Genomic DNA, 23,659 nt, shown 5'->3' with positions numbered 1-23,659 from the left:
GAATTGGTAGAAGCCGTTACAATAAAATTAACAGCAGCCTGGGCGTAATTTTTTTGTAGGATTATCATCATTATCAATCGTAACTGCCTTACTATTTGCTAGGGGTTTGGAACAAATCACTTTCAAAGCAACAACTCACTAAAATCAATGATCTTATAAAAATAACCCGCATCGGTGACTGCGTCATTCACGCCATTCACATGCACTAAGACGGGAACAGTGGAAAAATGATGGGGTTTAGACAAGCGTTGAATTTTTTCTTGGACCTCACTCACCACACTATAATCAAGAGTGTTTTTTGAAAATTTTATTTCAATAATAAATAAGGTGTTTAATCGCGTTTGGATCATGTAATCAATTTGGCATCCTTTTTGTCTATTGGTTTTATGTTGGAAATAAGGATTGTCACTTAGCACCTCGTTAATATTAATTTCTAATAATTTAAAAAGCGTTTTTCTATTTTTAATCACTAAATTTTCAAATTGATAACCCAACGTTGTAGAATAGCCTGGAAAATTTCCGAGATAAATAGTTTCGTAATCTCCACGTTCAATTTTTTCCAGGTTAGGTTCAATGAATTTCAAATAATATCGTAAATAATTATCACTCAGACGATATTTACTAAGTCGACTGTATTTACCATCTCGCAAATGCCAACAGCGATCGCGAGTAATAAAGTTAGAAATCGTTAATTGCTGTAAATAATGGGTTAATACACCGCTTCTGGGATAGGCAAGTTTTTCGGCAATTTCTTTATTTTCTAAACTTCCATTTGCCAAAAGCTTCACAATATTTTTATAGATAACAGCTTTTTCATCAAATAAATCATGAAATATTCTATCAAATTCTTTAACTAACACTCCGCCTTCGGTAAAACATAAATTTTTAATATTTTGTTCGGCGCTAAATCCCGGTTGCAGCTGCTCTAAATACCAAGGTACTCCACCAGTAATAGAGAGAATTTGAAATTTTTCATAGTTGCTACCCCTAAATTGTTGAGATTCGATTAATTGATTACACTCTGCCAAAGATAATTCTTGCAAATTAATTTCAGTGGGAATACGACCAAAATATCCAGTACTGCTTAAAATATTGTTTTCAATCCAAACTGAAACAGAACCACATAAAATTAAAATCAATTCAGTGTTTTTTTTAAGTTCTAAATCCCAACTATTTTTTAATTTGCCTAAAAACGTGGGATCGTCTTGGGCCATCCAGGAAATTTCATCCAATAAAATAATCACGCGACCCGTTCGCGTTTGTTCCGCTAACATTTGGAATAAATCAGCCCAATCAGTACCTCTTAACGAGGGAAATTGGCAATATAAACCTAAGCGTTTTGCGAATGCATCGCGTTGATCTTGAGCCGTAATATTTTTTTCCGGCGGAAGTCCTGCGAAAGATAAAAATCGATAGGGTTTAGCAAATTCTTCAATCAACCGACTCTTGCCAATTCGTCTTCGCCCCTTGACCACCACCAGCGAGGCTGCATTTTTATCTAATAATAGAGTAAGCCGCCGTAAGGCTTGGCTTCGACCCACAAATGGCAGTGGTTTTTTACTCATTCCTCACATAACCTATTGATTATTCGTTTAATGTCTCTTAGATCTCTTACTCCAAATCGACATATGTCGTTTTCGAGTAAGATAACTATAGCGAATTGCTTACTCGAAATCAACTTATATCGATTTCGAGTAAGCCACATATAGCTAATAACTTACTCTAAATCGACATATGTCATTTTCGAGTAAGAAGGCTTGGGGTTTTCACATCCAATCCTGCACAATCTTCAGAAAATGGTATACTACAAACCAAATTTAACCCAAGGAGGGATGAGAGTGATTAGAATTGCGATCCCCAAGGAATCTCTAGCAGGGGAAAAGCGCGTCGCGTTAACACCCAATTTAATAACACACTATCAAACATTATCGGCGCAATTAACCTTAGAGCACGATGCTGGTGCTTTGGCACATTATCCAAATCGCTTATATCACGATATTGCGATTGCCAAAAATTTAAAAGATACCGCCAGTGACGCCACTATTATTCTTAAAGTTCGCGCTCCGAGTGCGAAAGAATTGGCTTGTTATCCTGACCACAGCATTTTAATTGGCATGCTCTCTCCGCATAATAATCACGAGCTTGAATTATATTGCAAAAAAAATATCACCAGTTTTGCCTTAGAATTATTACCCCGCATCACTCGGGCGCAAAGCATGGATGTTTTATCCTCACAAGCTTCCTGCGCAGGTTATTTCAGCGCTTTGCTCGCAGCCCAGCATTTACCGCGATTTTTTCCCATGTTAACCACCGCGGCTGGCACCATAAAACCCGCACAAATTTTAGTAATTGGCGCAGGCGTGGCGGGCTTACAAGCCATTGCGACAGTAAAACGTTTGGGTGCGATGGTTGAAGCCTACGATATTCGCCCAGAGGCGCGCGAACAAGTGGAATCACTCGGCGCTAAAATGGTCAAACTCAACATTAATGCCACCAGTCAAGGTGGTTACGCGCGCGAATTAACGCCGGAAGAACAACAATTGCAACGTGATATCTTAACGCAGCATGTGGCGAAAGCAGAGTGCGTGATAACGACAGCCTCTGTGCCAGGTCGTCTTGCTCCTAAAATAATTACCAAAGACATGGTAGAACACATGCAACCGGGCAGTGTGATTATTGATATTGCAGCAGAACAAGGCGGTAATTGTGAATTAACCCAGTGCGATAATATTATTACGCATCACGATGTTTTAATTGTCGGCGCGACTCATTTACCCAGTTACCTAGCTAAAGACGCCAGTCATTTATACGCGAGAAATCTATTTAATTTTTTACAATTAATTTGTCACGATGGAAAAATAATCATTAATCGCGAGGATGAGATTTTAAACTCGTGCTTATTAACCCATCAAGGTGAAATCACCTACACAAAAAATTCACCCCATTTACAAGGAGTATCCACATGATTTCAGGGATCACCGCATTATATATTGTGATGTTAGCAGCGTTTACAGGTTATGAAATTATTTCTCGCGTACCCGTGATTTTACACACGCCGTTAATGTCGGGTTCTAATTTCGTGCATGGCATTGTATTAGTGGGTGCGATGGTGGCATTAGGACAAGCGCATACTCCCATGCAACACGTGATTGGATTTATCGCCGTACTCATCGCCACCATTAATGCCGTCGGTGGATACGTGGTCACTGAGCGCATGTTGGAAATGTTTAAAAGCAGCGAGGATAAATCATAATGAATTTAATCATTAACATTTGTTATTTTATTGTCGCAATTTTATTTATTCTCGGCTTGAAAGCCATGACCCATCCTCGCAGTGCACGCCAAGGAATTATCGTCGCAGGATGTGGCATGCTATTAGCCGTTTTAGCCACTTTTTGTCATCATGAAATTAATACCCTCGAAAATTATGGATTAATTTTACTGGCGATTATCATCGGCGCGAGTATCGCAGTTATTTCTGGTAAGAAAGTTAAAATGACCAACATGCCACAAATGATTGCTATTTATAATGGTATGGGTGGTGGTGCTGCCGCAGCGATTGCAGCCGTCGAATTATTACGTAGCACGACTTTATCGTTAACGGTTATGATACTCGCATTAATTGGTGCTATGGTAGGTAGTATTTCTTTTAGTGGCAGTGTAATTGCCTATGCAAAATTACAAGGATTGATCCAAGGCATTTTTTGTTTTCGCTTTCACTCGATGATTAATTTATTCTTAACGTTTGCAGCCACTTTGCTGGCGATCAGTTTATTATTTTTCCCGCATGCGATGTTAATATTAAGCGGATTTTTTGCCCTATTACTCATCCTCGGTATTTTATTCACCACGCCCATTGGCGGGGCGAATATGCCAATTGTAATTTCGTTATTTAATGCCATGACAGGATTGGCCGTTGCCTTTGAGGGTTTTGTGTTAAATAATGCAGCAATGATTATTGCTGGCACTGTGGTCGGCGCTTCGGGCACTTTACTCACTCAATTAATGGCGAAAGCCATGAATCAATCGGTGCTTAAAATTTTATTTACTCCGCACCCCACCGCGAATATCCAAGCAGAAAATTCTCAAACCGGTCATTTAAAATCAATTGAACCCTATGATGCGGCTATTCTCTTAGCCTACGCAAAACAGATTATTATTATTCCAGGTTACGGGTTAGCCGTGGCTCAGGCTCAACATAAAATTTGGGAATTAACTGAATTACTGGAAGAACGCGGCGTCACCGTAAAATTTGCCATTCACCCAGTAGCAGGGCGCATGCCAGGTCATATGAATGTTTTATTAGCCGAAGCCGGCGTGCCTTACGATAAAATTTACGATTTAGACGAGATTAATAAAGAATTTATCAATAGCGATGTTGCCATTGTGATTGGCGCTAATGATGTCGTTAACCCCAGTGCCCGCACCAATTCCGCAAGCCCAATTTATGGCATGCCGATTTTAAATGCCGACCAAGCAAAAAATGTGATTGTAATCAAGCGTGGAGAAGGCAAAGGTTTTTCAGGCATTGAAAATTCCTTGTTTTATTTAGATCATGCCCGCATGCTCTATGGCGATGCGCAGAAAATCGCGGGGCAACTGATCCAAGGAATTAAACAGGCGTAGTTTTCTAAAAAACTCTTCATCGCAGTAAATGACAATGTTACAATGCGGTCACTTTACTTTGTTTAAGTATGATATGTTAATCGAATCGATCAAGCCCGTAATACAGTGGATCCATTCTCATCCTCACGCAGGAATATTAATCTGTGCGCTAATTGCTTTTTTAGAATCACTGGCGATTATTGGTATTTTTATCCCAGGCTCCGTCTTAATGACAGCGATGGGCACGCTGGTCGGTTCGGGTGTTTTGCCTCCCGTGTTAACCTTAATCGCTGCGGCGATCGCGGCGTTTATTGGCGATAGCTTAAGTTTTTTTCTCGGGCATCATTACCAAGAAAAATTAATTCGTTTATGGCCTTTTTCACGTTATCCTAAATTAATTCATCAAGGCCATGCATTTTTTAAACGTCATGGTAAAAAAAGTGTTTTTTTTGGTCGTTTCTGCGGACCGATGCGCGCGATTATTCCCGCCATGGCAGGTATGTTGCGCATGGATATTAAGCGATTTTTAATCGCCGATTTTATTTCTGCATTTTTTTGGGCGCCAGGTTACATGTTACCAGGCATTTTATTGGGGGCGGCTTCGCTCGCCTTGCCTCCCGAAATCGCTACTCGTTTAATTTTAATTATTATATTATCCATTTTTATTATCTGGCTGTTCAGTTGGATAATTCATCATCTTATTAATAAAATCGTCATGGCTTATCGCTATGTATGTCATCAAGCCGCTCTCTTATTTCATCAACATCCTGGCGCTAAAAAAATGGTTACTCTACTTTCGCCCAAACTTCATTTGCAACGGGTGCAAATACAACGCTTAGGATTAATTATTGCTTTTGCCATAGCCGTTCCCAGTATTGCATTGAGTGTGAAACACCAAGGAATTTTTTATCATCTCAACCAAATGATGTATCATTTAATTCGTAGCACCCATTGCCCGCTCTTCACTCAACTTGCCATGATCTTAAGCTTGTTTGGTGACAAGAAAATTATTTTACCCTGTTTTGTCGCGGGTTTTATCATTCTCGTTTTACAAAAACAATGGCGTTTAGCTTGGCATTGGTTAGCGTTAATGATGATTGCTGCCGGCGGCATTTTTCTGTGTAAACACGCATTTCATATTTTGCGCCCGCAGGATCGAATTGTTGAAGCCACACAATTTTCATTTCCCAGTGGTCACGCTACTTTAGTGGTGGCCTTTTTTGGAATGTTAAGTTTATTATTAACGCGCAGAATGGATCGTAAATGGCCAGTATTGGTTATTTTTCTATTACTAATGCTAGGCGTGGTCTGGTCGAGATTATATTTAGGCGTGCATTGGTTTGCAGATGTTCTAGCAGGCATGATGATAGGCGCTATAAGCATTTTAATGGTGTGGGGTAGTTTGCAACGCCAACCATTAAGTATCAAAAAAAATACTCGATTTTGTCTGGCGACGCTGTTAATTTTTTTGATCATTGCTCCCATTTATTTTATTCATAATCGCCCTCTGTGGGTGCAAGAATCTAAAACGTCTTCTTTTTCGCAAACACTATCATTTAATGCGTGGTGGCACGAACATCACACTGTGCCAATGATTCGCTATAATCGGCTTGGTCATCCCGCAGAATTAATGAATATTGAATGGTTAGGCAAGATTGAAAACATTCAACGCTTTCTTAGCAAAGAAGGTTTTCAATTAGCGCCCAAACCTTCACTCACCACTACGCTCGATAAAATTGCCGCCAAACATGGTACGCCGCAATTACCGTTATTCACTGTGTTGTATCATTCACACCAACCACTATTAGTGATGACGCTCGATGAAAATAACAGACATTTAGTGTTGCGTTTGTGGCCAGCGCCTTTTCATATTGACGGCAGCCAAGAGAATTTATATTTTGGTACTTTCTATTTTCAAACGCTACATCCAGGAATAAACTTATTACCGGACACGCCCCAGATTAAAAATCCGCCATCTCAACAAGCCTTAACATATTTTTTACCCAAGCTCGCTGCATCTTTGCATCGGCAACTAATCGCCAATCAAAACATTTCTCGTGAACAATTAACGGTTAATGAGCAAAATATTGTAGCGATGAGTGATGTGGTGTTGGTGTATTGAGGAGTAAACTAAACCACTTTTTTATGCCGCTTCATCAAAAGGTTTAATCTTAATATGGCTACATTTTTGCGCTGCTTGCCATAGTTCGTATTGCGTTTCAAGATTCATCCAGTAATCTGGTGACGTTGCAAATGCCTTGCCCAGACGAATAGCCATTTCAGGACTAATTCCTGTTTTTTCATTGACTAATCTTGAGAGTGCTTGCCGAGTGACTCCCAGGTGTTGAGCCGCAACCGTGATCGAAATGTTCAACGGTTCTAAATACAATTCTCTTAAAATTTCACCTACATGAGGAGGGTTTTGCATTAACATCGCTATCTCCTAATTTTACCATCATGATAATCTTCATAATTAATTAAATATGCATCACCATTTTCAAAAATAAAGGTCACGCGCCAGTTTTTATTAATCCCCAGAGCCTGCTCTTTATTTCTATTACCAGATAATGCATGGCAACGAAATGGTTTCATACTTTGAATATCAGCAAGTTCAGTTGCTGCATTCAAAGCGCCTAAAATTTGACGAAGTTTTTTTATATGATCGGATTTAATGCCTTTAGAATTCCCATATCTAAAAAAAATTTCTAGCCCTTTATGCCTAAAACTTTTAATCATGCACCCTCAAAATAATCTAATATATAGTGTGCGTCCCACTTAAAAAGTTTAATGAACAAATCGAATACTGTCAAGTTTCACTTTACACTTTATCCAAGTTGATATTGCTGAATAAGATAGTTAACGCTAAACTGAGATTATTTCATTGTATTATAGGATTTTATTATGCTTCATTTCACCTCAGTACTGGGGAATTCGCAACGTTTGGATGGCGGAGCGATGTTTGGGAATGCACCTAAAGCGGTGTGGCAACAATGGATGGAGGTGGATGAACTTAATCGTGTTACTCTCACCTGCCGCGCATTATTAATCCGCGATCAGGGTAAAACCATTTTATTAGAAACGGGTATTGGCAATTTTTTTGATCCGAAATTAAAAGAACGTTACGGCGTGATTGAAGCGGATCATATTTTATTAACACAATTGGCCCATCATAATATTTCTCATGAAGATATCGATTTTATTATTTTATCGCATTTGCATTTTGATCATGCTGGTGGCTTATTAACTGCATGGCAAGCCGATCAAGAACCGCAATTATTATTTCCCAATGCACAATTTCTAGTTGGAAAAACCGCATGGGAGCGCGCGTGCGATCCCCATGTCCGTGATCGTGCATCGTTTTTACCGCATTTAAATCGTTTACTCAGTGAATCGCAACGCTTAGTAATTATTGAAGGAGAAAGCTGCGAGTTATTAGGAAATAATTATCGTTTTCATATCAGTCACGGCCACACACCTGGAATGCTCTTAACTGAAATTAATACCGCGGAAGGTCCGCTAGTATTTGCGGCTGATTTAATTCCCGGCACGCCGTGGGTGCATTTGCCCATTACCATGGGATACGATCGCTATCCTGAATTACTTATCAATGAGAAAAAAATATTATTAGAGTATTTAGTCAAACATAATGGTCGATTATTTTATACTCATGATCCTAAAACGGCGATGTCGCAGGTTTGTATTAATGAGCAGCAAAAATTCAGTGCCTGTCATGAGGTGGCAGAAATTGATGGGGTGATTTGATTGCTGGGAGGGGGTTGGATCTTTTGCTGGAGGAGTTCCTGGATTTTTGCTGGAGGGGTTCCTGGATCTCCGCTGCGCTACGTTCCAGGCTACATTCGCTGCGCTACGTTCCAGGCTACATTCGCTGCGCTACGTTCCAGGCTACAGGAAATTATGTGGTGCTTTTGACTTCGTCATAAAAATTGGTTTCATGATTGTGGCGACGGCAAATATATTCTTGCGATTGCATTTCTAATAGACGGCTTTGCGTGCGTTGAAATTCAAACCATAAAAATCCTTTGGGGTAAATATCTAACACATTCACCGCCGAGGAAATTACCATAATCACATTGGCATCGTAAAATACGTCAATTAAATTAATTAAATAGCGTACCGTATCCAATTCGCGATCGCGAATTTGCGGAATATTACTAACAAACACCGTATGATATAAATGCGCAATTTCGATATAATCCACTTGCGAACGTGGTGCATGACAAATCACCGAAAAATCGAACCAAACCATATCCTGGGTTTTAGCAATCACTGGAATCGATCGCGTTTGAATGATGATCTCACTGTGATAGTCGATAGTTGAGGTGGCAAGTTGTTCGAATTGATTTTTTAATTGTTGCTTTGTTTGATAATTCAACGGGGTATAAAACACGCCCGCTTGTTGTAATGTGCGTAAACGATAATCTTTGCTGATATTCAAATGCGTAATTTGCATATGCTGTTTAATTAATTCAATTGCCGGAATAAAACGCCCACGCTGCAAGCCATTTTTATATAAATCATCGGGAGCAACATTGGACGTGATCACCAACACCATGCCTTGATGAAATAATTCCGTTAATAATTCTGCTAAAATCATGGCGTCGGTAATTTCCACGACAAAAAATTCATCAAAACAGATGATTTGATAACATCTTGCAATATCGCTAGCTATCAACCGTAGAGGATTTTTATGACCTTGGTAATGGCGTAAACTTTCGTGGATGTCTTTCATGAAACGATGAAAATGGGTGCGTAATTTTTTAGTGCCTGGCAAACATTCAAAAAAAATGTCCATCATGCGTGTTTTACCAATTCCCACGCCACCCCATAAATAATAGCCTCGTGGTGTTTGTTTGATATTCAGCACTTTTTTCCACCACGAAGATTTTTGCTGTAATATTTCATGATATAACGCTTCGAAGTGTTCAATAATTTTTTCTTGCTGAATATCGGCTTGCAAAATATTTTTTGCTAATAATTGTTGATAATAGCGCGTAGGAGTAAGAGTATTCATGGTAAATTACACATTAACGGGTTGTTGTAAACGTTGTGCTAATTTAGCATGCAATCCTCCAAAAGCTGTTTTGCACATTACCAAAATATGATCATGAGGTTTTGCTATCTTTGCCGTGTAATCCACAATCGCATCTACATTCGACAATAAATAGCAAGGTTTAGGTAGCTGGTGCGCAATGTCTTCTAGCCCCCAATTTTCATCGTGAGGACGTAAAATAATAATTTCGTCTGCATCGTTAAACGCATGAATTAAATCATGCTTTAGTTGACCACTGCGCAAGGTATACGAACTTAATTCTAAGATTGCAATAATGCGCGCGTTTCCTACATGTTGGCGTAAGCCATTTAACGTTGTTTTAATTGCCGTAGGATGATGGGCAAAATCGTCATAAATTGTAATATTATTAATTTTTGTTTTCAATTCTAAACGTCGTTTGACATTGCGAAATTCAGCTAATGCTTGGGTTGCAAGAATTGGATCAACGCCAACGGTGGTGGCCGCAGCAATTGCTGCTAATGCATTATAAACATTATGGTGACCCAGTAAATTCCAGCGAATATGACTTATTAATCGTTGTTGATGATACAAAGAAAATTCACTACCATCGCTGGCAACATCACGCGCTTGCCAATCGCCGTGTGAAAATCCTGTCGTTAGCACTGAGCTCCAACAACCTGATTCAACCACTTGCTGTAGATTAACGTCCATCTGCGGATAAATCACATAACCATTACTCGGCACGGTACGCAGCAGAAAATGAAATTGTTGAGAAATAGCCTTTAGATCGGGAAAAATATCAGCGTGATCGTATTCTAGATTATTCATGATTAAGGTGCGGGGATGATAATGAATAAATTTCGATCGTTTATCGAAAAATGCGCAATCATATTCATCCGCTTCAATAACAAAATATTCGCTATTACCCAAACGGGCGGAAATTCCAAAATTTTCGGGTACACCACCAATTAAAAAACCAGGATTTTTTTTAGCACAATCTAAAATCCATGCCACCATGCTGGTTGTGGTAGTTTTACCGTGGGTACCAGACACCGCTATCACCCATTTTTTTCGTAAAACCTCTTCATAAAGCCATTGTGGGCCTGAGGTGAAATTTATTTTTTTATTCAACACATATTCCACAGCTGGATTACCCCGCGACATGGCATTCCCAATAACGACCTGATCGGGTGCTGGTTGCAGATGCTGTGGCTGATAGCCTTCCAGCACTTGAATTCCCGCGTGTTCTAATTGCGTACTCATTGGGGGGTAAACATTAGCATCGCTCCCGCTCACCATAAATCCAAGTTCTTTAGCGATCACGGCTAAACCTGCCATGAATGTTCCACCAATCCCCAAAAAATGAATGTGTTGCATTATCTGTCCTCGTTGATAAGAGCCAAGCCAAAATTGCAGCAATCGCTGAAGCTCTGCAGCAAATTCTAACAGAAACCTTACGGATAAGAAGAATTTTCCATGAAAAAAGCTTTAAAACGCTATACAATCTGCGCTATTGATATTGAACACAGGAAAATAACGACTCATGAAAAAAGCCAATGCCTTTTACGCGCAATCGGGTGGAGTGACGGCGGTGATTAATGCGACTGCCTGCGGTGTGATTCAAACAGCCCGCGTCCATCGCGATAAAATTGCAAAACTCTACGCCGGTCGCAACGGTATTCTTGGCGCACTGACCGAAGAATTAATCGACACCAGTCAAGAAAGTGCAGCAAGCATTGCCGCATTAAAACACACGCCAGGTGGTGCATTTGGTTCTTGTCGCTATAAATTAAAATCCTTAGAAGAAAATCGTGCGGAATACCAACGTTTAATTGAAGTATTTGCCGCGCATAATATTCGTTATTTTTTTTATAATGGCGGCAACGATTCACAAGATACTACTCATAAAATTGCGCAAATGAGCCAAGCTCTGAATTATCCACTGACTTGTATTGGTATTCCTAAAACCGTCGATAACGATTTATATTTAACGGATAGTTGTCCGGGATTTGGGTCGGTTGCAAAATACGTGAGTGTTTCGGTGCGTGAAGCGGGATTTGATGTCGCATCCATGGCGGAAAGTTCTACCAAAGTGTTTATTATGGAAGTCATGGGACGTCATGCAGGTTGGATCGTTGCCGCCAGTGGTTTAGCCGCTGAAAATGAAGGTGAACCTCCTCATATTATTTTATTTCCTGAAATTGAATTCAATCAAACAGCATTTTTACGTCGCGTTGAACTGTGTGTGAAAAAATACGGTTACTGTGTGATTGCTGTTTCTGAGGGTTTACGCAATCCCAATGGTGAATTTCTCGCAGAAGCCGGTACGCGCGATGCCTTTGGTCATGCGCAATTGGGTGGAGTGGCCCCCAGAATCGCGCAAATTGTCAAAGAACATTTACAATTAAAATATCACTGGGCAGTTGCCGATTATTTACAACGTTCCGCACGTCACATCGCCTCACAAACGGATGTGGATCATGCCTACGAAATTGGCAAAGCCGCAGTAGAGTATGCGTTAGCCGGTAAAAATAACATTATGATGACCATTGAACGCAAACCCACGAAAACCTACCGTTGGCAAATTGGCTGTGTGCCACTCGACAAAGTCGCTAATCGCGAAAAAAAATTACCACGTCATTTTATTACCCGCGATGGTTTTGGTATAACTCAAGCGTGTCGAGAATATTTAGCACCATTAATTCAAGGAGAAGCGTATCCACCTTATCGCCAAGGTTTACCCGACTACGTGCAATTAAAAAATAAATTAGTTCCGAAAAAATTACCGTCGACAGTTAAATAATAGGAAAATACGAAATGAAAAAAATTCGCTGTAATCATTTAATCAAAATGAAACAACAACACGAAAAAATGGTGATGCTTACGTGTTATGATGCGAGTTTTGCCAAACTTTTAAATGAAAATGGTATTGAAATTATTCTAATTGGCGATTCCTTAGGAAATGTCATCCAAGGTTTTTCTTCCACAGTTCCAGTGACTATAAACGATATGGTTTATCATGTGAATTGTGTCGCCCGTGGCAATCAACACGCCCTGCTGATTGCTGATATGCCTTTTATGACTTATGCCACACCAGAATCTGCCTTCAAGCATGCCATGCCACTCATGCAAGCGGGTGCTGAAATGGTAAAAATGGAAGGCGGTGCGTTTTTAGCACCTACTATTCAGCAACTCACCCACTACGGAATTCCAGTGTGCGCTCATTTAGGCTTAACGCCACAATCAGTAAATGTGTTAGGTGGCTATCACGTGCAAGGCAAAGATGAACTGCAACAATTACAGTTAATCGAAGATGCTAAGGCTTTAGAAAATGCCGGGGCAAAACTATTGGTTTTAGAATGTGTTCCTGCCGAACTTGCTAGCAAAATTACTGCTCAATTAACGATTCCTGTTATTGGCATTGGAGCCGGTAATCAAACCGATGGGCAAGTATTAGTATTACACGATATGTTAGGCATTTCGTCTCGTCAATTTTCATTTTCAAAAAATTTTTTAGCTGAAAACTCATCGATTGCTGATGCCATTAGCGCGTATGTTCGCGAGGTTAAAAATGGTCAATTCCCTGCAACTCATCATGGATTTTAGTCACCATGCACATTATTTCCGATCCACAACAATTAATTTCCTATCTACAACAGCAAACTCATTTAAGTTTAGGCTTTGTTCCAACGATGGGAAATCTCCACGCCGGACATTTGCGTTTAATTACCACCGCACGTCAACACTGCGATCGCGTTATTGTGAGTATTTTTGTTAATCCATTACAATTTAATAATCCTGAAGATTTAAAAAATTATCCTCGCACTTTAATAGACGATGAAAAATTATTAAATCAAGTTAATTGTGATATCTTATTTTATCCGCACGTCGACACTATTTATCCTCATGGCTTAAATGAACATACGCAAGTTTTTGTTCCAAACTTATCAAACCTCCATTGTGGAGAATTTCGTCCAGGTCATTTTCAAGGTGTTACTACCATTGTTTGCAAGTTATTTAATTTAATTCAGCCAGATTATGCATTTTTTGGTGAAAAAGATTTTCAACAACTCACCATTATTCGTCACATGGTGAATGACCTTTGCATTCCAGTAAAAATTGTTAGCGTTCCTACGGTACGTGAAGCTGATGGCTTAGCCATGAGTTCACGCAATCAATATTTAACGCCGAGAGAGCGAGCCTTAGCGCCGAATTTATATCGCGTCTTATCCATGCTTAGCGAGAAAATTTCACAAGGAAATAATCATTTTACTCAGTTAGTCGAAAATGCCTACACAGAATTAAAAAAATATCAATTCCAACCCGAATATATTCATATTTGCAATGCCCACACCTTATTACCTGCCAAAACTGTAAATGATGATTTAGTCATTTTAGCTGCGGCCTATTTGGGTAAAGCACGATTAATCGATAATCTCTGCATTATGGGAACTCATCGCGATTGACGTTTTCATGTGAATTGAGGTTGTGGTATAGTTTCTCAACATTAGCGTACAGGGAGATTGTTCGATGAGTTTTGAAAAGCGGATTGCGATTGTCACAGGTGGAACAGGTGGAATTGGCACGGCCACTTGTCGTTTACTCACTCAACATGGTGTGCGTGTTATTGCCACCAATCATCATCATGAAAAATCCTGTCAGTGGCTTAATCAACAACATCAGGCTGGTTTTGAAATTGATATTATGGATGTAGATGTCGCCGATTTTAATTCATGCAATACTCTCGTCAATGACGTACTTAGAAAATATGGGAAAATTGATATTTTAATTAATAATGCCGGAATGACTGCCGATAGTACCTTGCGTAAAATGACATTAGAACAATGGGAAAGTGTTATTCACACCAATTTAAATAGCTTATTCAACATGACCAAACACGTTTTACCAACAATGCTTGATCAAAATTTTGGTCGAATTATTAATATTTCTTCCATCAATGCGCAAAAAGGTCAATTTGGTCAATGTAATTATGCTGCAACCAAAGCCGGCATTCATGGTTTTACCAAATCGTTGGCGCAAGAAGTAGCGCGCAAAGGGATCACAGTCAATACGATTTCTCCAGGCTATATTGCCACCGAAATGGTCATGAAAATGAAAGAAGACGTACGCGAGCACATTATTGCTAATATTCCAGTGGGACGTTTAGGAAAACCAGAAGAAATCGCTCGTTTAATTGCGTTTTTAGCCGATGATGACAGTGGGTTTATCACCGGTGCAGATTTTTCGGCGAACGGTGGACAGTTTATGTTTTAATTATATGAGGTCATTACTATGGATCAAGAAAATAAAAAAATACGCATTATAAAAAAATATCCTAATCGTCGTTTATACGATACTGCCATCAGCCGTTATATTACTTTGCAAGACATAAAACAACTGGTTTTAGACTGCGAGGAAATTAAAGTCATCGATGCTAAAAGCGAAGAAGATTTAACGAACATGACTTTATTACAAATTATTGTTGAACAAGAAGATCAACAAACTCCTATGTTCACTCGAGATATTTTGCAAAATCTCATCCGCGGATACAATCATTCCATGCAAACGATGATGAGTAACTATTTAGAACAGAGTGTTAATTTATTCATGGAACAAGCTCAACAGGTGCAGCAAGGAGTCAATAATTGGTTAGAACGCACGCCGTTGAATTTATTTTCTCAACTCACCGAACGTAATCTACACCTCTGGAAAACCCTGCAAGAAAATTGGTTAAATGCCGCAAAAATCAATGAGTCGGGTGAAGAGGCGAAGAAAAGTACGACGAAGGACTAGCATGTTTCGTTGGGACAACGAGAGCTTCAGTCTGAAATCCCACACAGCAAGTTCTTGCTTCCTGCTATAAAATAAAGCAGTTATACTTGACACTGTTATCTATGGCGGTTATTCTATGTTCTCATTGTTGCTATGCACAATCTTTACACAAGGAGATCTTTTATGCAAAAAGAATTTATTGATCAATGGACTAATTTTAGTAAAAATTCGCTTGAACCGTTTGTGGCGTTTAATTCATTGGCTAATGAATCGTTTGAACGTCTTGCCAAACAAAACTTAGAAACCGTTAATGATTTATTCACTTCCAGCGTGGCTAATTTGCAAAAATTGGCAGATTGCAAAAATGTTGAATCGTTAATTGCCACTCAAACGCAAATTTTACAAGAAGCTGGCAACAAAGCCATCGACTACGCACAAAAATCGTTTGCAGCGGCTGTGGATACTACCAACAAATTCAGCAAACTGTGTGAAAAAAATATGTCAAAAGTCGTTAGCAATGTCGATAAAACCGTTGCTAATAAAAGCGATAATCAAACCGCTAGACAAAAATAAATAATCTGTAACACTAGGGCGTGTTGACAATTCGCTATGCTGAGACGTAGCTTGTTGATTTTTGAGCACTAGCGCGCAGTTTACACGAAGTAAATGAGCAGCGGAGCACAAAAAATCAACGAGATACGGCCAGCAGAGTAGAATTGTCAACACGCCCTAAAAAAACCCTTTGTTGAGGGTTTTTTTATTTAACGACCAATCACGCTAACTCCACCAATCGAAGCTCCGGTATTATTGGCATTAAAACGGAAGGTATTAATTAAATAATCACTATTGCTACCCGATAGAAAACCACTAAATTCGCCGGTATCAATAGTCCCACCGGCGGTATTCATACCCCCAATATTAAATCCTCTAACCGTTCCGTTAACAAGCACGCCATCAATATTGGCATTCCACGTGGTGCCACTGATGGTTTCCGTTAAATTCATGTTGCCCGCAAATTCTCCTGTCGTGAAATTCAAATTAAATGAACCACCCCAAGCCCCACCTGCGACATCGTTAGACGCAGAATCGGTAGTAGCGCTGATAAACACTGGCGTTGAATAATTGATAACACCCGTTGTGGGTAAATTTTGCAAAGGGGTAGCTTGTGCTGAAATCCAAGTCGTTGGAAACGCCGCACTACCAAACGTGCTGGGATTACATAATTCACAATAAGTTGAATCCCATTCACCGTAATAAACACCCGGTAAAATTTGCGTTGCACTGGCATTTAATGTACCCGAAATATCTCCCAAAACATTATCATAAATAATCGGATTGGTAATTCGGTTGGCTTCGATATACCCTACTGTATTGCGATATTCCGTGGCGCCAATACCCGTACGCCCAAAATCGCCCGCGGCAAAATATTCAGGACGCACGTTAAAATTCGAAACGACTTGACGAGGATTATTGACCATATTCACCGGATTGGTAAATCTATCGATATCGCCGTTCTGACTCGTTAAATCATTTGCCGCTAAATTTGATTCATCACTCGAAGAAATAGATTCCGATGAAGGGGATGAAGAAGTTCCACCACTCGACGAGCCGCCTTGTGGGACATTCGATAACACATCCATATCGACATTTAATTTATTTTTTATGGCTTCGGGAATGGTTGGCAGCGCTTGCGGAGGTTCTCCTGGATTGACTTTTAATGCTCGTGTAGGATGCGTTGGTCCTATCAATAAATTGCCAACACTTAATGTGCCTTGTGTAGCCTCGGCATAGGTTGTGTTATTGTTAATGATGACCGCATAAATGGTTCCGCGCACGCCAATCGTCGCCGCTTTGGTTTGTAATGTCACCGCGTTAGGATTTTCTTTGCTGATTTTCCCAGTAATTGCACGCAATCCACCTTGGACTAATGTCGTTTTTCGCACATCCGTTTTGGCGTTTTGGTTAAAACGATATTGGTCGATTTTATAAATAGAATTCGGTGCAATTGAAATTAAGGTATTATCGGAATAACGAATTTGCGCGGTTGAATTCACGCCTGTTTGAATGCTTTGTCCGGTATGTAGCGCACTGCCGCGTTGGGCTTTCATCGGTTGCTGGGCCGAAATAATCGTCACTTGTCCTTTGGCAAAAATCACTTTACCCACGCTTGCGGCTGCAAACACCGGAGATGCCGTCATGAGCAAAAATACGGGTAAGGCAATGATGGATTTATTCATGGCAATGCTCCTTATGCGCCTAAACCTGTCCGGTTGAATACGTGAGGCTTAACATAAATTGATGGCGTTTGAACGCGTAAATAATGGTGTTGCTGGCATTATCGATATAGGTATAAGACGGTTCTAGTAACCAATGTTTATTTAATTTAATGCGAATGCCGGTGAATAAATCAAATTCATGATCGGAACGATAGGCCAAAAAGCCTGGCACCACGCCTTTATATTTTGATCGTTGATAGCGTATGCCTAAATAAGGTTCATACATTTTAGAAATTATCCAACGAATGGCATCGTCCGTGCCATAAACCCGTCGTGCCAAATGCGGATAATTTTCAACGCGATCGTCTTCACGGCCGCCAAATAATTTCACCGTTAACACTAAGGGTACTTTACTGAACTGATGCTGAAAAACAGGACCGCCCGTGGTTAAATTGGTGTCCTGCGCCCGCACGCCCGTGCGCGTGCGATTGTTGGGATAGAGCAAGCGACTGTGGTCGATAAATCCTCCTACACGCGTAAAACGAGTGAGGGTATACAAACCTTGCAAGGCATAAGCCACGGTATTGCGAAAACGTTGATGTTCTAATTCTAAGGCTTGCGCCATAAAAGGCAGAGTCAGAGAAAATCGGCCTTTACTCCAGTTTAATCCGGCAATTGCCGTGGTGGTATTGGTATCGAACTGATGCGCGCGCGTATTTCTGCGACCATTGCCACTGATCGAGCCAAACATCGATAAATTTTTATTTAAGGCTAATTGCCCTGAAATTCCAGCTTGTAAACCACTAAAAAAAGTTCCAGCAGCACGAGCACTGGGATTAAGCGCCACCGAACCGAATACCGGAATATTAATAATATTTTCTGCCGTTGAGCTATTAGCATTGCTATCGTAACCGGCATTGAAACGCACAAATGCACTTAAGGTATTTTTACTCGGCTGGGATTGGGTTTGGATGGCATCTATCAGCGCTAAAAAATGACGAATATTTTTTTGTACATTGGGGGGCGGATTTTGCTTTAATATGTGTTGGAACTCGTGTTGGGCTTGTGGATAATTTTTAATGTGAAGTTGAGCTAAGGCATATTCTAGACGAACTCGCGGATCGTTGGGATGTTGCAGGAGTAAACGTTCAAAAATAAAGGAAGCTTGATCGGCATGTTGCGTTCTTAACGCTGCGAGACCATATAAAAAATCAAATTGCGGATTTCCCTCGTATTTATCCAACAATTTTTGCGAAAGCGCATACGCTTGCACATAATTTTTTTCTTGGATGAGTTTTTGCAATGAAGACAGTGAAGCTGCTTGTGTGGTGATGACAAAAAAACTGATTGTAACAATGATTAAATTGCGTAGCACATTTTGCATTACCCACTTCCCTCGCTCTTTTTAGCAATTCTCCCTAAACAGCAATCATTTTTACATGTTCTGTGGTTGATCTCAAGTTTATAATCTACTCAGTACCCGCTGGTGGATGCGTAAGCCTGCGCTGAAAAACCCTTAACTCGTTCCACTCGCGACGTGAGCGTGCCATCATCGTTTAAAAAAATCCAACGATAACCGGGCGCCACATCATCGAGAGCAAATTTTTCTGTGCGCGGTTTGAATTGAAAACACGTCGAGGGCGTCGCATAATAAACCACCTCATCGATCACTTTTTCGAATGCTTGATGAATATGACCACACACCACACTCTTAATGTGTTTGTTTTCTTGAATAATGGTTAATAAATAATGAGCATTTTCTAATGCCAAAGTATCTAACCATGCGCTTTGAATGGGGACCACATGATGGTGAATCACGAGTAATGTGAATAATTGATTATTTGTAGTTAAATATTTTTTTAAAAAATTTATTTGTTGGTCGGCAAGTAATCCTTCAACCGCACCTGGTTTTTGAGAATCTAACAAAATAATTTGCCAGGGTGATGGTTGAATGAGTTTATCATTACTCATATGAGAAAATTGTTGAAACGTTTTTTTCATTAAACCGGCTGAGTCATGATTTCCCGGTATCCAATAGACTGGGCAATGAAAAGGAATTAATTTTTGAGCAATGGAGTGATAGGCTAGCTCGGAACTGTCTTGGGCAATATCACCCGTAAGTAAAATTAAATCGGGTTTTTGCTCGTCTTGTTGAATCGCACGGATCACCGCTGCACAACTATCCTCTGTATTTAACCCCAGCAATTGTTTTGCCGGATCGGCAAATAAATGCGTATCGGTAATTTGCAGAATGGCCAGTTTTCCTTGCCCCACACCCAAAACTCCCTGAATCGATTGGGAGTTTGAGTATAGCATAGGGGTTAGCGGGGGTGGAATGGGAGATTTTTGGGGAGATTCAGTAAAGGACGGCAATCAATTTATATATCGCTCGCCAATGAAGACGCGAAATTTTAAAAGTACCGTCATCCCGCAGCTTGGTAGTGAGCTGACGTTTTATTTTTTTGCATTTCGCAGTAGGATGGATATAGTATTTGTGTTAGCCAATTTTATTTTCTTTCTCGGGGCTGGATTATTGCTTACGGTTGGTGCTGAACTACCAACCACTTCCCTCTTCTTAGTGCCAGAGTCAGCACCTGCGTTTTGAACAGCCTTATTAGACAAGACTCCATTGTTACCGGCTAACGTAGTAAGTGCTTTTGATTTAGATTGTGCAAATTTTCCCTGGCTTTGAGCAAGTTTGGCTAAAGATTTCTCAGGTTTAATTGCATCTAAGGACTTTGCAAATTTTTCTATCCCTTCAGTAAGAGCATTCGGGCTATTATTAACTTGGGAATGAGCGGAATTTTTCGGCAAAAAATGATTTTTAAAGGCTTCAAAAGAATTTTTTAAGACATTCATGCCAAGCGAGCTATTAGGTTTATCGGAATAAAAGTTATACGAAGTTAACAAGGCCTGCCATTCTATAGCCGCTTTTTGAGAAGAATTGAGAACTGTTTCTAACTCACTAAACGACTTCCTCAATGAATTCGTGTGCGACATCGCCATAATTATTCTCCAAAATCTTTCTAAATTAACTATTTCGTGATTGATACTAATTTGCACATAGAATTATCGTTGACTACTTTATAACTATGTATTTGAAATTGTACACCAAACATTCTTTAATAGGAAGACAAATTTAAAAATCATTTTTTTCTGGGAGTGGGTAAACTACTCGCATGCACCTATGTTCCCTTTTGCTGGAGTTTTACGGCGGTGCCTGTTACCGTTAAATTTGTACCTATATTTGACGCGGATGTCGATGATGATGAGCTGGAAGAACTTGCTCCCATTCCAACAGGGGGAAGTAATCTGAATTGGTCACCCAGGATACGCATACTTCTTGGTGAAGAAGGAGGTTGCTGTGACGATGATGATGATAAAGAGGAAGAGCTAGAAGTTCGAAGTTCTAAATTTATTACAGAAATAGGTAAACTTTGTTTTATATTGTTATTAGTTGAACCTTGTTTTGGAGAGCAAGCACTCGCTGAGTTTGCCGTAGCAGTTGATGATGAGCTGGAAGAACTTGTTCCCGCTACAGGGGGTGAGGATGAAGAAGAAGAGGAGGAGCTAGAAGCTGCAAATTGTAAATTTATTGTAGAAGGTAATAAAGTTTGGTTCGTGTTATTAGTTGAACCTTGTTTTGGAGAGCAAACACTTGCTGAGTATTCCGATAATTTTTGATGAATATTATTATAAAAACTTGGGTCAATTTCAGGTAAAATTCTCTCATGGTTAAAAAGTTCATTTCCATCATTCACTAAATCATTCACAGAAAGCTTTTTATAATTCACAATGGATGATGAAGATGGTATTGGAGTTTGTAAAAATTGTGTGTCACGAGGGGTAAGTGGTTTATCGTCTTTAGTCGGTGTAACGTTGCTGGCATAGTTTTTCCAATATCTTCTGGAATTATCAGTTACTGCTGAAGTTGAAGAAGACTGATTAGTATAACGATTACTGACAGAAAAACGTTGTCCTGATATGGGCATACCCGGTGTGTGTTCTATCCATTCATCATAAGCAACTACTGAGGTAGCGGTAAGCAAGCGAGTCGGTATCACCAAGCCATGTATGTAATCATATAAAAGATCAACATTATGTGATTTATCAGAATCTCTAGACGCTAGAGTTGGAAGCACCGTATCTAATAACTCATAATCTGATAATAATTTAAAAGCTGATGCTCTAGGAGCATACGCTGAAATATTTTCGGGTGGGCTTGCTTTAACTTTTTGGCTGTTTACAACATTATATTGATCATCTGCTTGGTGTTGTCCTAAATTACAAGCCATCTTAACATGATTTCGTGATAAGGCTGTTATTACCTCTGGATATTTTTTAGATAAAAATGTGCGATATAAAAACTCCATAATCACCGCGGCAAATATTAATAAAGGAGAACCTATACCTGGTTTATAGCCATGGGTGAATCGAGAATAAATATGTTGTGCAATTAACGAGATACGTTCACCATCATTTTCCTGATCAGAAACATCCTCTGTTGTTTCTGCACCAAGTTCTTCTAATATATCCTTTTTAAGATCTGCTATTATTTTTTTTCTAAATTCTACTATTTCCTCTGATTCATCGTTAGCTAACTTATCACCACTTTTTTTCAAGAAATATTTCATTGCCTTAACAATAGCTTTCCGTGCTTCGGCGTTTTGTATATTCGTATTGTCTTTGGATAAAGAAACTGGTTCTGCAGCATAATGGTCCCATGCGGTATCGAAACAAGAGATCCCTTGAAAATCACAATCTGAACGGATAGGCATGCGTGTTTCTTGATCGGCAAGGATCATAATTTCTTTTTCGCCATTTAACGCTGGATCATCAGCGCCAGTAATACGGACGGATAAAGGATAGCCTGAATGTAAAGATCCACTCTTACTTAACGACTCACAGAATCCTCTCAGTAGCCCAGCATGATTTTGATCTATGTTATTATTTGAATTTATTTTTTGTAAGACGTCTTCTAAAGAGGGAAATTCATGTGGGGATTTTTCTGCTATTAATTCACGAAATGTATTAGCACTAGGGTGATTGAGATTTAATATGAACGTCATATTTGTATTATTATGTCCAGGGCATCCGTGTAAATCGTTATTCCATTTAGGATAAGTAAACTCTATTTTACCATTTTCTATTTTAGTAATTTGAATTTCACCCATTTCCAGCGCTTGAACAAATTCAGCAAACGATAAATCTTTTTGAACCTCCACTAATCCTTCTGGTATGCCTAAATCGGAAATCAACGCCTCAGGAGCCATATTCTTACCCGCAATATCGTTACGTATCCGAGATAATAGCGGGTTAGTTTTAGGACTTGGATACTCATTAAAAAAGATCGCATTCGCAACACTTTTTTCGACGACTGAAATCGGTTTGGGATAACTTGAAAAGAGATAGTAAGGGTTGATCGTTTGGGGAATTCTCTTTCCTAATTTTTCTTCACGAAATTGTATATCGATTCTCAATATCATTGCTGTGATAGCAGTAGCCAATTGCCATTCTATTGGAAAACTTGAAGCTTTTAAGGCGTCGATACCATTTAACACCTGCACTTCTTCAGTAGCATTTGCTTTTTTGCTATCAAATTGCTGCTGATCTAATGTATGTTGATCTGCAGTTTTATTCATTTCCGGCTCATAAGGAGTGTACATGGAAATTGCACTCCCCGATCGAATAAGTTTTATTATGTCAGGGGGTAATGTTATTTGAATTTCAGAAAAATTTTCCTCAGCTTTTCTTTTGGTATCTGCTTGAGTGCCTACTGAGCTTATTGAGGAGGCTGTTACATTTAATATATCTGTATAAGAAGCAATGCTGCTCGATCCAGTAAGCGTACTTGAACTGCTCATGATAGAACTTGACGACCTTTGCCTTTGCAGGTTGTGAGCCGAAGAGTTGGAACTGGAATTAGAGTTGGAACTGGAACCGTACACTTTGATTTTCTCTTTTTGTTTATTATATTATTTTCAGGTCAAAACAGCGCACAATTGTCTCTTGAAAACGGGTGTATGTCAATCAC

21 protein-coding genes are annotated in these 23,659 nt (G+C 39.6%); 11 read left to right on the top strand and 10 right to left on the bottom strand.

The genetic code is table 11. The features are described 5' to 3' along the window. Nucleotides 1-122 precede the first annotated feature (122 nt). The gene (locus KIT27_09045; protein MCW5589792.1) at nucleotides 123-1,565 is read right to left on the bottom strand and encodes an AAA family ATPase; all 1,443 of its coding nucleotides are present in this window, start codon (nucleotides 1,563-1,565) and stop codon (nucleotides 123-125) included. 273 nt (nucleotides 1,566-1,838) lie between these two features. Here KIT27_09045 and KIT27_09040 point away from each other — a divergent pair, with 273 nt between their 5' ends. From KIT27_09040 to KIT27_09025, 4 genes are all read left to right on the top strand, one after another. Then, the gene (locus KIT27_09040) at nucleotides 1,839-2,966 is read left to right on the top strand and encodes a Re/Si-specific NAD(P)(+) transhydrogenase subunit alpha (protein ID MCW5589791.1); all 1,128 of its coding nucleotides are present in this window, start codon (nucleotides 1,839-1,841) and stop codon (nucleotides 2,964-2,966) included. Continuing rightward, nucleotides 2,963-3,253 (top strand): NAD(P) transhydrogenase subunit alpha, encoded by a 291-nt coding sequence (locus KIT27_09035; protein ID MCW5589790.1) that lies wholly within the window; start codon nucleotides 2,963-2,965, stop codon nucleotides 3,251-3,253. The genes KIT27_09040 and KIT27_09035 overlap by 4 nt, the downstream gene beginning before the upstream one ends. Next, entirely contained in the window at nucleotides 3,253-4,626 is a 1,374-nt protein-coding gene (locus tag KIT27_09030; GenBank protein ID MCW5589789.1) for an NAD(P)(+) transhydrogenase (Re/Si-specific) subunit beta, read from the top strand. The genes KIT27_09035 and KIT27_09030 overlap by 1 nt, the downstream gene beginning before the upstream one ends. Nucleotides 4,627-4,699: 73 nt before the next feature. Further along, nucleotides 4,700-6,727, top strand: coding sequence for a VTT domain-containing protein (locus tag KIT27_09025; protein MCW5589788.1), 2,028 nt, complete (start codon nucleotides 4,700-4,702; stop codon nucleotides 6,725-6,727). Nucleotides 6,728-6,748: 21 nt separating this feature from the next. Here the strand turns inward: KIT27_09025 and KIT27_09020 are convergent, their stop codons facing one another. Together KIT27_09020 and KIT27_09015 are read right to left on the bottom strand one after the other, a co-directional pair. Continuing rightward, entirely contained in the window at nucleotides 6,749-7,039 is a 291-nt protein-coding gene (locus KIT27_09020; protein MCW5589787.1) for a HigA family addiction module antidote protein, read from the bottom strand. 2 nt (nucleotides 7,040-7,041) lie between these two features. After that, the gene (locus tag KIT27_09015) at nucleotides 7,042-7,341 is read right to left on the bottom strand and encodes a type II toxin-antitoxin system RelE/ParE family toxin (GenBank protein ID MCW5589786.1); all 300 of its coding nucleotides are present in this window, start codon (nucleotides 7,339-7,341) and stop codon (nucleotides 7,042-7,044) included. A gap of 165 nt (nucleotides 7,342-7,506) precedes the next feature. Between KIT27_09015 and KIT27_09010 the strand changes: the two genes are divergently transcribed. After that, a complete protein-coding gene (locus KIT27_09010; protein ID MCW5589785.1) occupies nucleotides 7,507-8,367 on the top strand; it encodes an MBL fold metallo-hydrolase in 861 nt (286 codons plus the stop codon). Between the two features lie 151 nt (nucleotides 8,368-8,518). Here the strand turns inward: KIT27_09010 and KIT27_09005 are convergent, their stop codons facing one another. Beyond that, on the bottom strand, nucleotides 8,519-9,637 hold the full coding sequence (locus tag KIT27_09005) for an AFG1 family ATPase (GenBank protein MCW5589784.1): 1,119 nt from the start codon (nucleotides 9,635-9,637) through the stop codon (nucleotides 8,519-8,521). 6 nt (nucleotides 9,638-9,643) lie between these two features. Further along, a complete protein-coding gene (gene mpl / locus KIT27_09000; protein MCW5589783.1) occupies nucleotides 9,644-11,014 on the bottom strand; it encodes a UDP-N-acetylmuramate:L-alanyl-gamma-D-glutamyl-meso-diaminopimelate ligase in 1,371 nt (456 codons plus the stop codon). 166 nt (nucleotides 11,015-11,180) lie between these two features. Between mpl and KIT27_08995 the strand changes: the two genes are divergently transcribed. The 6 genes from KIT27_08995 to KIT27_08970 all read left to right on the top strand — a co-directional run bounded on the left by KIT27_08995 (nucleotide 11,181) and on the right by KIT27_08970 (nucleotide 15,982). Then, nucleotides 11,181-12,440 (top strand): 6-phosphofructokinase, encoded by a 1,260-nt coding sequence (locus KIT27_08995; GenBank protein MCW5589782.1) that lies wholly within the window; start codon nucleotides 11,181-11,183, stop codon nucleotides 12,438-12,440. A gap of 14 nt (nucleotides 12,441-12,454) precedes the next feature. Beyond that, nucleotides 12,455-13,243, top strand: coding sequence for a 3-methyl-2-oxobutanoate hydroxymethyltransferase (panB, locus tag KIT27_08990; protein MCW5589781.1), 789 nt, complete (start codon nucleotides 12,455-12,457; stop codon nucleotides 13,241-13,243). Between the two features lie 5 nt (nucleotides 13,244-13,248). Then, on the top strand, nucleotides 13,249-14,103 hold the full coding sequence (panC, locus tag KIT27_08985) for a pantoate--beta-alanine ligase (protein MCW5589780.1): 855 nt from the start codon (nucleotides 13,249-13,251) through the stop codon (nucleotides 14,101-14,103). 64 nt (nucleotides 14,104-14,167) lie between these two features. Then, nucleotides 14,168-14,911, top strand: a complete 744-nt coding sequence (gene phbB / locus KIT27_08980) for an acetoacetyl-CoA reductase (protein MCW5589779.1) — start codon at nucleotides 14,168-14,170, stop codon at nucleotides 14,909-14,911. Between the two features lie 18 nt (nucleotides 14,912-14,929). Next, nucleotides 14,930-15,430, top strand: coding sequence for a polyhydroxyalkanoate synthesis repressor PhaR (gene phaR / locus KIT27_08975; protein MCW5589778.1), 501 nt, complete (start codon nucleotides 14,930-14,932; stop codon nucleotides 15,428-15,430). A 162-nt stretch (nucleotides 15,431-15,592) separates the two neighbouring features. Beyond that, nucleotides 15,593-15,982, top strand: a complete 390-nt coding sequence (locus tag KIT27_08970) for a phasin family protein (GenBank protein MCW5589777.1) — start codon at nucleotides 15,593-15,595, stop codon at nucleotides 15,980-15,982. 188 nt (nucleotides 15,983-16,170) lie between these two features. Here the strand turns inward: KIT27_08970 and KIT27_08965 are convergent, their stop codons facing one another. The 5 genes from KIT27_08965 to KIT27_08945 all read right to left on the bottom strand — a co-directional run bounded on the left by KIT27_08965 (nucleotide 16,171) and on the right by KIT27_08945 (nucleotide 23,489). Beyond that, nucleotides 16,171-17,646 carry a FecR domain-containing protein gene (locus tag KIT27_08965; GenBank protein MCW5589776.1) on the bottom strand — a complete coding sequence of 492 codons (1,476 nt, stop codon included), beginning with the start codon at nucleotides 17,644-17,646 and terminating at the stop codon, nucleotides 16,171-16,173. Between the two features lie 19 nt (nucleotides 17,647-17,665). After that, complete coding sequence (locus KIT27_08960; protein ID MCW5589775.1) at nucleotides 17,666-19,009, bottom strand: tetratricopeptide repeat protein; 1,344 nt, start codon at nucleotides 19,007-19,009, stop codon at nucleotides 17,666-17,668. 89 nt (nucleotides 19,010-19,098) lie between these two features. Beyond that, complete coding sequence (gene cpdA / locus KIT27_08955; GenBank protein ID MCW5589774.1) at nucleotides 19,099-19,899, bottom strand: 3',5'-cyclic-AMP phosphodiesterase; 801 nt, start codon at nucleotides 19,897-19,899, stop codon at nucleotides 19,099-19,101. 180 nt (nucleotides 19,900-20,079) lie between these two features. Continuing rightward, on the bottom strand, nucleotides 20,080-20,631 hold the full coding sequence (locus KIT27_08950) for a hypothetical protein (protein MCW5589773.1): 552 nt from the start codon (nucleotides 20,629-20,631) through the stop codon (nucleotides 20,080-20,082). A 179-nt stretch (nucleotides 20,632-20,810) separates the two neighbouring features. Continuing rightward, the gene (locus tag KIT27_08945; GenBank protein ID MCW5589772.1) at nucleotides 20,811-23,489 is read right to left on the bottom strand and encodes a hypothetical protein; all 2,679 of its coding nucleotides are present in this window, start codon (nucleotides 23,487-23,489) and stop codon (nucleotides 20,811-20,813) included. Nucleotides 23,490-23,659: the final 170 nt, after the last annotated feature.

The organism is Legionellales bacterium, assembly GCA_026125385.1.
Lineage (GTDB): Bacteria > Pseudomonadota > Gammaproteobacteria > JAHCLG01 > JAHCLG01 > JAHCLG01.
The sequence above is the reverse complement of the archived record's forward strand: the minus strand, read 5'-3'. Positions and strand labels throughout refer to the sequence as shown.

Excerpts from the sequence above, each read along its gene's own strand:
- mpl (MCW5589783.1), bottom strand. The coding sequence starts at position 11,014 with ATGCAACACATTCATTTTTTGGGGATTGGTGGAACATTCATGGCAGGT.
- KIT27_09045 (MCW5589792.1), bottom strand. The coding sequence starts at position 1,565 with ATGAGTAAAAAACCACTGCCATTTGTGGGTCGAAGCCAAGCCTTACGG.
- panC (MCW5589780.1), top strand. The coding sequence starts at position 13,249 with ATGCACATTATTTCCGATCCACAACAATTAATTTCCTATCTACAACAG.
- KIT27_08960 (MCW5589775.1), bottom strand. The coding sequence starts at position 19,009 with ATGCAAAATGTGCTACGCAATTTAATCATTGTTACAATCAGTTTTTTT.
- panB (MCW5589781.1), top strand. The coding sequence starts at position 12,455 with ATGAAAAAAATTCGCTGTAATCATTTAATCAAAATGAAACAACAACAC.
- KIT27_08995 (MCW5589782.1), top strand. The coding sequence starts at position 11,181 with ATGAAAAAAGCCAATGCCTTTTACGCGCAATCGGGTGGAGTGACGGCG.
- KIT27_09020 (MCW5589787.1), bottom strand. The coding sequence starts at position 7,039 with ATGTTAATGCAAAACCCTCCTCATGTAGGTGAAATTTTAAGAGAATTG.
- KIT27_09035 (MCW5589790.1), top strand. The coding sequence starts at position 2,963 with ATGATTTCAGGGATCACCGCATTATATATTGTGATGTTAGCAGCGTTT.
- KIT27_09030 (MCW5589789.1), top strand. The coding sequence starts at position 3,253 with ATGAATTTAATCATTAACATTTGTTATTTTATTGTCGCAATTTTATTT.
- KIT27_09025 (MCW5589788.1), top strand. The coding sequence starts at position 4,700 with ATGTTAATCGAATCGATCAAGCCCGTAATACAGTGGATCCATTCTCAT.
- phaR (MCW5589778.1), top strand. The coding sequence starts at position 14,930 with ATGGATCAAGAAAATAAAAAAATACGCATTATAAAAAAATATCCTAAT.
- KIT27_09005 (MCW5589784.1), bottom strand. The coding sequence starts at position 9,637 with ATGAATACTCTTACTCCTACGCGCTATTATCAACAATTATTAGCAAAA.
- KIT27_08950 (MCW5589773.1), bottom strand. The coding sequence starts at position 20,631 with ATGGCGATGTCGCACACGAATTCATTGAGGAAGTCGTTTAGTGAGTTA.
- KIT27_09010 (MCW5589785.1), top strand. The coding sequence starts at position 7,507 with ATGCTTCATTTCACCTCAGTACTGGGGAATTCGCAACGTTTGGATGGC.
- KIT27_09015 (MCW5589786.1), bottom strand. The coding sequence starts at position 7,341 with ATGATTAAAAGTTTTAGGCATAAAGGGCTAGAAATTTTTTTTAGATAT.
- KIT27_08965 (MCW5589776.1), bottom strand. The coding sequence starts at position 17,646 with ATGAATAAATCCATCATTGCCTTACCCGTATTTTTGCTCATGACGGCA.
- phbB (MCW5589779.1), top strand. The coding sequence starts at position 14,168 with ATGAGTTTTGAAAAGCGGATTGCGATTGTCACAGGTGGAACAGGTGGA.
- KIT27_08945 (MCW5589772.1), bottom strand. The coding sequence starts at position 23,489 with ATGAGCAGTTCAAGTACGCTTACTGGATCGAGCAGCATTGCTTCTTAT.
- KIT27_08970 (MCW5589777.1), top strand. The coding sequence starts at position 15,593 with ATGCAAAAAGAATTTATTGATCAATGGACTAATTTTAGTAAAAATTCG.